The 10,703-nt window shown below is 21.5% G+C and carries 6 protein-coding genes; all 6 read right to left on the bottom strand.

The genetic code is table 4. The annotated features are described in order from the left end of the window. On the bottom strand, positions 1 to 712 hold a 712-nt coding region (locus ACXX86_RS03880; RefSeq protein WP_458560646.1), incomplete at its 3' end, for a hypothetical protein. 403 nt (positions 713 to 1,115) lie between these two features. Further along, on the bottom strand, positions 1,116 to 2,207 hold the full coding sequence (locus tag ACXX86_RS03875) for a hypothetical protein (protein ID WP_458560647.1): 1,092 nt from the start codon (positions 2,205 to 2,207) through the stop codon (positions 1,116 to 1,118). Continuing rightward, positions 2,207 to 4,591, bottom strand: coding sequence for a hypothetical protein (locus ACXX86_RS03870; RefSeq protein ID WP_458561174.1), 2,385 nt, complete (start codon positions 4,589 to 4,591; stop codon positions 2,207 to 2,209). The genes ACXX86_RS03875 and ACXX86_RS03870 overlap by 1 nt, the downstream gene beginning before the upstream one ends. Then, a complete protein-coding gene (locus ACXX86_RS03865) occupies positions 4,572 to 8,123 on the bottom strand; it encodes a hypothetical protein (RefSeq protein WP_458561173.1) in 3,552 nt (1,183 codons plus the stop codon). Before ACXX86_RS03865 ends, ACXX86_RS03870 begins: the two co-directional genes overlap by 20 nt. After that, entirely contained in the window at positions 8,123 to 9,793 is a 1,671-nt protein-coding gene (locus ACXX86_RS03860) for a hypothetical protein (RefSeq protein ID WP_436358564.1), read from the bottom strand. Before ACXX86_RS03860 ends, ACXX86_RS03865 begins: the two co-directional genes overlap by 1 nt. Then, positions 9,771 to 10,496, bottom strand: coding sequence for an ATP-binding cassette domain-containing protein (locus ACXX86_RS03855; protein WP_458561172.1), 726 nt, complete (start codon positions 10,494 to 10,496; stop codon positions 9,771 to 9,773). The genes ACXX86_RS03860 and ACXX86_RS03855 overlap by 23 nt, the downstream gene beginning before the upstream one ends. Positions 10,497 to 10,703: the final 207 nt, after the last annotated feature.

Here is a 10,703-nt window from a genome sequence, read left to right as displayed (position 1 = left end):
TTTTAATTCTATTTTCAAAAACTCTTTTTAATTTATTTGTATCTAATTTTAAGTTGACTTCTATATTGAAATTATTTCATGCTCTTGCTGAATCATAAGAATCCAAAATGCTTACTGGTGCTTTGGAAAAACCCAAAAGTCTTAGAAAAGCATACTCATCTAGTTTTCATTTAGTCTTTGTTTTTATATGCATATGATTTATTGATAAAAAGTTTTTATCTTTGAGTCTGAGTGTAACATCTCCAACTTTATTTACTGTAAAATTATATTTCTGTTCTAAATCTGTTGTGAAATAATCATTAGAATTTTTCATTGTTTCTAAAACGTTTTCCACATTATATTTATCAATATAATTTTGACTAACATTTTTTTCTAAAGTAAGACCATTTTCGTCATTTTGCATAATGTATCAATTACTTTCATTATCATTAACAGAAACTTCAAAACCATTGTTTGATTTGTTTTTATCTCCTTTTGTTTCAACTAATTTAAATTGTAATTTAAAAACGTTTTCATTTTTCATATCAAATAAATCATCAATAAAATGATTCATAACATTTTCTAAATAATTTTCTAAATCAGTATTATCTCTATGATAAATATAGTCGTTTCCATTGAGTGTAATTCCTTGTTTTCCTTGATTAATTTTTACGTTTTCTAGATCATCTTTATGACGAATAATTACATTTTCTTTAGCTAAAATATCTCTCAATTTATCTATATCATCCTGTATAAACGGATTAATTTTTAGATCATATTCTGGTTGATTTACTTCTTTAACTTTAAATTCGTAAAACGGATTGTAAGTTAAATTTTCTTTAATTCCTTCAATAATACTTAACTGTGCTTCTTCTTGTGTATCAAAAGGATTGTTGAAACTATCAAAGTATTTTTTAACTATTCTGTTTTCAGAAATGTATGAATCAATTGCAAGTCTTTGATTATCAACATAATTTCCAAAAATATCTCTGTATGCAGGTTTTATTTTTTCTCGATCGTATTTATAAAGTTTTTCTGTTTCGAGAAAAACTTGACTGTACTGATTATTTGTATCTTTCAGACCAATTGCACTTGTGAATCTTCTGTTTCCTATTTTTAATAATTCATTTAGAATTTTAATTTTGTTTTTGATTTTTTCCTTCAGTAGATATAATTTTTAAAGGTCTTGACAATATAAAGTGAATAGAATCTTTTTCTATATGTTCTTTATAATCGTCTATTTCACTAGAATATTCTCTTTCTAATCTTTCTCTAGAAAAAGTTAAATCATAATTATAAAATTTTTCTGAATTTTGATTTTCAATTATTTGGGAATTTTCCCTTGCACTTAAATCATTTTCAATATTATATCAATCGTTAAAATCATTTTCAGACTTAAAACCAAAATTAAAAGTTGTGGATAGATTTATTATAGGTGTATAAGAATTAAATTTCTCAATTTCTTTTTTTGAAATACCTGGTATTAATTTTTCTATTTTAGGTTTTGGAGTAGAAAATCATTTATAATTTTCGTTGTTTTTATATTCAAAAAAAGTATAATTAGATAATAAATTTATTCTAGAAAAATAGTTATTTTCATAATTTTTAGGAAAATATACCACTTTGTTAAAAACAAAACGACCCTCTAAATGCAAATTAGGAATAGATAATAATCCTTCAATAATAGAAGTATTGATTGAAAAAACTTCATTATAATCCTTATCACTTTCAGAAAAATTAAATTTAAATTTATAATTGCTCTCTTTTACTAAATAAATTTCTTTTCCATCATTATATTTTATTTTTTTGTTTGGAGCCAACTTATCAATAACATCTTTGTAAACTTTTAATTTAAACTTAAAATTTGATAATCAATTAAAGAAAATCTTGGTTTTTTCTTGCTTAAAATATATAAAAATATTTTCATTATTAAAATTTTCTAATTTTTCATATTTATAAATTGGTCTTCTTTCTAATAATTTATTAAGATTTATTATTTCGTAATAATCTCTATTATTAAAATCAAATTCTTCAAAGTCATCAAACACATAATTGTCAGTTCCCACGTATTTTTCTTTATATTTGTTAAAAAGTTCATCATATTTTTGCTCTTCAGGTGTTTTTGGAAAATTAGATTTTTCGATTTTTTCTTGATTACAACTTGCTGCCAAATTTACAGAAGCAAAAGTTAAGATGACTACACTAGTTAATAACATTTTCTTTTTCATTATTTAACTCCTTCTATTTTTCTAGTTCTATATTTTATGTAATCTTTTAGATATGACATCATACCTTCTTGCGAATCGAAGAAAAGTTCTTGATTATTTAAATCTATGGTTCACAAGTTATAATAATTAGATTTTATTTCGATAGATTTGTTATTTTCTACATAAAATCTTCTTTCTGCCACAGGAAGAATTAATTTACCTAGAATTAGTCTGTAATTTAATTGAAAGATTTTAGGATCGTTGAATTCAAATAATTCTTCTCTAAAAGGTTGTCCTCTAGATATAAGGGTACTTTTTAGTCCTGGTATGTAATATCTTTCTTTTGGTTTCATTCTTTTAAAAAGATATTCTTCTAAATTAGATTCTTCAGTTTGATTTGCTAATTCTGTAATGTTTGTATATCTTGAATTATAGTTATAGATTTTTTTCTCAGCATTATCTATTGAAATAAAGTTTTTTAAAATTCCTATTTTAGTATTTTCTAAGAATAAAAATTCTTTGTTTTTTCTAAAATATTCACTAAAATTTTCCAAAATGTTAAATAATTTTTCATCTTTTTTGTCTTTATTATTTTTATAATAATCTAATCAAATGCTTCTTAATTGATTTAATCCATTTATGGTTGAATCTGTTTTATTTATGTATTTTATTTTTTGATTATTAAATGGATTTTTTACTATTTTTTTATGATTAATAATTGTATAATCACTTTTTTCTATGTTTTCAAATAATGATATATTATTTTGATTTTTATAAACAAATTTATCATTTAAAGATAAGAATTTGTGTCTAGAGTATATATAATATTTCGAATTTCTTTTATCCTTTAATTGTTGAATTATTTCACTTTTTATTAAACTATTAAAATTATTTATTTTTTGTTTTATTGTTTCTACTTTGTTTTTATAAATAGAGTTTTTTATATTATAAGAGACATAATCATAACTTAGTAACAAATTATCGATTTGATCTTTAATTTTTTGAATTAATTCTTCTTTACTTTCTATATCTAACAATAAATCATTGTTAAATTCTTTATATTTTTCTTTTAATTGAGAATTATTTTTAAACATTTTATCCAATGTTGAAATCATTTGCTGTTTTAAAGTTTTTATATTTAAATTTTTAACTCTATTTTCTAAAACTCTTTTTAATTTATATTTGTCTAATTTTAAGTTTACTTCTATATCAAAACTATTTCATGCTCTTGCTGAATCATAAGAATCCAAAATACTTACTGGTGCTTTAGAAAAACCAAAATATCTTACAATTGCTCGTTCATCAAGTTTTCATTTAGTCTTTGTTTTTATATGCATATGATTTATTGATAAAAAGTTTTTATCTTTTAATCTAAGTGTAACATCTCCAACTTTATTTACAAAAAAATTATATTTCTGTTCTAAATCTGTTGTAAAATAATCATTAGAATTTTTCATTGTTTCTAAAACATTTTCTACATTATATTTATCTATATAATTTTGACTAACATTTTTTTCTAAAGTAAGACCATTTTCATCATTTTGCATGATGTATCAATTACTTTCATCATCATTAATAGAAACTTCGAAACCATTGTTTGATTTGTTTTTGTCTCCTTTTGTTTCAACTAATTTAAACTGCAGTTTAAAAACGTTTTCGTTTTTCATATCAAATAAATCATCAATAAAATTATTCATAATATTTTCTAAATAATTTTCTAAATCAGTATTATTTCTATGATAAATGTAGTCATTTCCATTGAGTGTAATTCCTTGTTTTTCTTGATTAATTTTTACATTTTCTAAATCATCTTTATGACGAACACTTATATCATTTTTTGATAATTTTTCATACAATTTATTTATATCATCCTGTATAAATGGATTGATTTTTAGATCATATTCTGGGTGATTTAATTCTTTAACTTTAAATTCATAAAACGGATTATAAGTTAAATTTTCTTTAATTCCTTCGACTATACTTAATTGCGCTTCTTCTTGCGTATCAAAAGGATTGTTGAAACTATCAAAGTATTTTTTAACTATTCTGTTTTCAGAAATATATGAATCAATTGCAAGTCTTTGATTATCAACATAATTTCCAAAAATATCTCTATATGCAGGTTTTATTTTTTCTCGATCGTATTTATAAAGTTTTTCTGGTTCAAGAAAAACTTGACCGTATTGATTATTTGTATCTTTAAGACCAATTGCCGTTGTAAATCTTCTATTCCCTATTTTTAACAATTCATTTAAAATTTCTTGATGATTTCTAAATGATTTAGGTACACCATTTATTTCTATTACATATAAATGTCCTGTTTCTGAATCACCAGAAGCAGAAACAGGAATCACTGGTAAAGCAACATAAGTTGCTGCTGTTAAACTAAATATTATTTTTTTCATTGTTTTCTCCTTTTATTTTGTTTTTTCTATATTCTTCTAGAAAGTAATTTATTAATTCTTCTTTAGAGTCAAATTCCTTTCCTAAATAAGAATATACAGTTCTTGGATTGAAGCGATAAACTTCTTTTCTAATATCTAAACTTTTATCTGTTTTTAAAAACTCTTTTGCTTGATCATAATTTAAAAAGTATTTCACATTATTTTCTTTATCAAAAGTTTTATAAAGAATTACTTTTTGATAACTTTTCAGTTCACTATATTTATATTGACCATCAATATCTCTTCTTAAAACAAATTTAGATCTAACTTTAAATTTGTCTGCATATTTAGTAAGCAGTTGCTCTATTTCTTTTTTAACATCTAAATAGACATATTTAGAATTAGAACGAATATTTGTATCAAGTACAACAAACCTTTCACTATTGCTTAAATCATTATTTAATAATAATTTTTCAATTTCTTCTCTACTTAAATAAGAAGTATCATATTTTTCTAGCGAAGGATTTTCTAAAAATTTCTCTTGTTCTAAAGGATAAGAATCTTTTAGTTCAGGAACTTGCAATAAATAAATTGGTTTCAAGTTAATGTTTAAATAGTTAATGAATTTCTTCATTAATTCTTTATAGTTATCTACTTTATATTGAAAATTATCAGAATCAAATTTTAAATAAGTAATATCAGTTAAGTATCTAGCGCGATTATCTTCGTTTGCTAAATAATTTTGTAACTCTTGGACACTCTCAAAGAAAGGCATTGTCTTTTTATCAAAAGTTGATGTAGGAATTTCTTTTTCAAAAGAATATAATATTTTTAAATCATCAATGTATTCTAATTGTAAATTTCCTTTTTCTATTTCTTGAATTACTTCTTTTTTAAGATATTCAAACATATATTGATCATATTTTTTATTATTAAAATAAAATTCATCTTTTACTGTTGCATTTAAAATTTTTACTGGTGTTAAAATTTTATCTTTGATCTTGCTAATATCAGAATTTACTTTATTTCATAATCCTCAAAAACGTTTTGTGGAACTTCCACCTTGTCAAATATAATCTTCTTCTGAATTTGGTTTAAAAACATATTCATGAAATTCTTCTGTTCCTATCGCTTGAATAATAAAGTCAAAAAGAATTTCAGCACCAAAAGCTCAAGGTCCTAAAACTTTACTTAAGTTTTTAATTGCACCTGCTGCATTTTTAATAAAATATAAGGTGGATTCTAGTGTTTTTTCTGTACTTGCAAAGAAGATAAAATCTGTTGCAAGACCTAAAAGTGCCGCACTTTTATTTAAAAATTTTTGATTTTGTTCACTAATGTGTTTTTTAGTTGGTTTTGTGTATTTTCCTGTACTTTTGAATTTTTTTGTTCATTTTCAATGTGTTTTTTGATCAACTTTTTTTAGTATTTTATCTTTTTCTTGTCTTAAAGTTAAAACGGTGTCATAAAACTTTGGAGAATCGATTAAAGAAGTGTGAATTGCAAAATCGTTTGAAGCAAATTTAACAAAACTAATTAATTCAAAATAATCTTTATATTGACCTTTTAATGTTTTGATTTCTTTAGGTGGAATATAAGAACTACCACTTTCTTCGTATTTAATATTAAAAATATCAACATCAGGTAGTGTTAATAATTGTTCTATTGAAGATTTTAAAACAAATTTAATGCTTTTTGAAACTGAAATAGTAGCATCAATAAATTCTTGTTGACTCTTGTTTAAAGAGTTAAAAACAGGAACATTTTTAACATATTCTAAAGTGTTTTCGTTGTAATTATAGGCATTTTTGGTTTTTGAAGTTAAAGAATACAATTCAAAAAATTCTTTGTATTTTCTTAATTCTTCTTCGCTATTAGTGTCTTTTAATAAAAGGATTCTATCAAATTCTTCACTTGAATTTGTGTTAGTTAAAGAAGCGGTTGCAAAATTTATTAAATTAATTGCATTCATAAATTTAGTACTTTGTGTAAGCGAACCTAAAAAGTAGTCAGGACTTGTTGATACCGAAATATTTAAATCATCTTTTAAGCCATACAATTTTAATAAATCAATGTGTTCGTTGTTTTCTGTAACATAAAATTCATCTGTGAATATTTCTTTTAAAGTTGTATTAATAGTATTTAAAAATGATTTTATATATTTCTTAAATACATAAACTGTTTTAAAGTTAATTTTACTTTCAAACATTGCTGAAATAGAAGAAATATAAAAGGAATAAATTTGATTAAATATAGTTCCGTGTTTTCCTTTTAAAAGGATCTTATTTGCATCTTGAATTTTGTCTCAAAGAGTAACGTCTTTTAAATTAGCATATTTAATTTTAGAAAATTCTTCTTTCAAATTCTCTAGATCTTCTCTTAATAAATAATTATTTAAAATTGAGAAATTTTGATTATAATCTTTTTGTAATTTTTCTTTATCATTTTCGTTTAAATGGGAATTTAAAAGGAATTTGTCAAAATTAGCATCACTTTTTTGTTTAATAATTTGAGAGACAAAATTATTTACAAGACTTTTTTTAGTTTCTTCCATTGGGTTTGTAAATAATTTTTCTTCTCTCTCTTTTTTATTTCAATTATTTACATCAACAATGTCATTTATAGAACCTGATGGACTATCTAAAAATAATTTCCCATAGAAATTTTCTTTTACTGATTTATCTAAATCAACAATAAATTTATTTTGTCCGTTAGTTGAATTTAATTTTAAAATCGGTAATTCACTTAAATATGAATCAAATACTTGATTTTTGATAAAGTTATCATATTCATAAATTTTGTTTTTAAAATAAATGTATTTTTTGTAATTATTTTTTACAAAATTATCTAAATTAGATTTAATTGAAATATCAGAAAAAGAAATTAAATCATTTGGTGCTTTAATATGTTTATTAGTTTTAGCAAACTTAATTTTTGATTTTAATTCACTTAATTTTTGCTTATCTGATATATTTTTAGTAGCAATCTCTTGATAAAGATTTTCAAAATAATTAATTAATTCGGCTTTAGTTTGAAAAATTTTAGCATTGCCGCTATTTTTATCTAAAGTTGTTTCATATTTATAAAAGGAATTTACATTAAAATATGAAAGTTTTGCTTCTAATTCATCAGTAAAAACTTGATTATCTTTTCCAAGAAAAACTTCTTTATTTTCTAATTCATCTTTTCTTACAAGAGTTGGTCCAAATAAATTAGAATTTAACTCATTACTTGGTAAAATCTGTTTTTCAAGTTCTTGAATATCTTTATTAGAAAAGAATTCAACTGCTTCTATTTTTTGATCTAACATTACATTTAAATCACTAAAATTATCGATTAGTTTATCTAATGTTTTTGAAACAAAAACATCTTTGCTTTGATATTGTGTTTCTTGTTTTAATTGTTCTAAAATACTACTTTTGATTTGTTCTTCTTCATTAATTGTTTTCTTATTTTCTTTATTTATAGGCATTAAAATGGCAGCAGCAACTCCTGAACCTACTAAAACTGTTGCTATTGCACCAAAACCTAAATTTTTAATATATTTTTTCATTATTTACTCCTTTTTACCCAATAAAATATTAGAAATGAACCATTTAGTAATGTAACTAATATTATTAAAGTTAAACCTAAATAATTAAACTTATTTTTTACTGATATTTTATTAGTTACAACATATTGAAAATCAGTAATTTTTGGTTTATTTGCTAAAAATTCAAATTCATAATTTTTATTTTCATTGTTTGATAGATATTTAAAGTTTTTCAATTTATCAGATAAATTTTGAATTGAAAATGACTCAGAAATCAAATAATTTTTTCAATCATCGATTGTGTTAATATTTGAATAATAAATATGAAATTGTGATAAATCTACTTCAAAATATTTAAATGCACTATTTAATATTCAAACTTTATTATCCTTGAATATTAAATATTTTTGAGATATAAATTCAAAATCTTGATTATCTATTTTTGAATTTAAATCTATTTCTTTATTATTTAAAATCAAAGATTCTACATAAAATTTGCTCAGTTTATTATTTACAAATTTATCATTTATAAATCTTCTTTTTATAAACAATAAATTCAGAAAATCAAATAATTCTTGTGAATTTTGTTCAATAAATTGTTTTATAAAAAATTGGTCTTTTAGAAAATAGATAAAATCTCTTTTAAAAGTTTGAATATTTATATTATCTAAACCATTTAGTTGTCTTATAAACAAAATTTCATCATCACTAAAATCTTTTTCATCTCATAAATCTTTATTTATTTTTACTTTTAGATTTTCATAATTTATATTCTTATTTATGTTAGAAAAATTTAGTGTAGACAATAATGAATTTCTATCTAAGATTAAAAGTGCTTCTTGATTTTCTTTATATAAAAAATATTCATTGTTAGTAGTATCTCAATCATGCTTGTCAAATTGATTTATTTGATATAAAGTATTATAATTTCCTTTATTTTCTATATGTTTTATATTGTTGTGCATATTTTCTTTAAATACTAAAATTGAAAGTAAATATAGCGATTCAATAAAATCAAAATATTCTTTATTTTTATAGTTTAAAAACTTTTCAGAAACATTATAATAATTCATTTTATTTTCTTTTGATAACTCTATAGCTTGAAAAATATTTGGATTTTTATAATTTTCTGAATAGTTAATAGTACTTCTTGTTATAACAGGAATTAAAATAAAAGTACTAGTTATCATTGAATTGATCAAAATATTTTTCATAGATGATTTAAAAATTTTGATGATTAAAAGAAAAATAAAGGAAAATAATATAAAAACAAAGTTATTAACTAGTCAATTTAATAAAGTAATATAAATTACAACTAACTCACTAGAGGTGGCGAGAGAAATTATTATTTGATTTAATATTACAAGGAAATTTGTAACACTAAATAATATATAAATAGTTATTATTTTAGAAAATAAAATTACTCTTTTACTAGAAAATAAAGTGTTTTGAAAACCATCGTAGAAATTTCTTTTAGTTCCTATAAAAAGTAAATAAATCAAAGTAAAAGAAATAATTGCACAAATGACAAAATTAATATAAAAGATAAATCAATTATAGTTTATTAAATTATTCTTACTTAAAATTACAGGAATTACTGAAAACGAAGATAAAAAACAAAATACCAACAATATTCAAATTGTATGTGTTTTAAATAAATACTTAAAATTATTTTTTAAAATTGTTTTCATATTCTCCTTTGAGTGTTTCTATAATTACTTTTGTAAAATTTTCTTTTTTGTTTTTATTTTCTTTTAAATTGATTTCTTTAATTTCACCTGAATCAAGCAATACAAAATCTGTAACATAAGGCAAGATATTATTTATCTCATGGGAAACGATTACAATAGTCATATCGTTTTCAACTCTTAAATTATCTATAGTTTTGTAAAACTTTTCTTTTCAATAAATATCTAAATTACTTTCTAATTCATCAATTAGTAGTAATTTTGGCTTAATAAATTCCACTAATATCAAAATTAATTTTTGTTTTTCTCCTGAAGAAAATTTATTTGGGTTTTTATTAAAGGATATTTTATATTCTTGCATTTTATCTTTTATTACTTGTTTTGAAATTTTCTTTTGATGAAAATAATAATAAAAATGTTCAATAAATTTCAATGCACTCATGTTGCTTGGAAATTTCAAATCAGTGTTGAAATATAAAACATCTTTTTTGCCTTTGATTTTTTCTAAAAACTCATTGTCTATAAAAATTTCACCATCATAATCTGAATCATTTCCAGCAATTATTTTTAAAAGTGTACTTTTACCAGAACCATTATTTCCTGCTATTAAATAAAAACTTTTAAATTCGATGTTAAGTGAAATATTGTTTAATATTTTCTTGTCCTTATAAATTTTACTCACATTTTTGATAACTACTTTACTCATATATTCTAATTATATCATTTTATTTAAAAAAATTCACTTTTTTTATAAAAAGAATAAAAAATTTTGAATAAATTAGGGATTATTTTTACTTAAATTTTTATTTAAAATTCTTTTGAATAAAAAATCCGCTATTTTAAAAAACTAAATAGCGGGCTTAATTGTAAGATCAAGTGCACCACTTTAAAGTAAAATTTAAAGTATGGGACA

Source organism: Mycoplasma sp. CB776 (assembly GCF_054343395.1).
The sequence above is the reverse complement of the archived record's forward strand: the minus strand, read 5'-3'. Positions and strand labels throughout refer to the sequence as shown.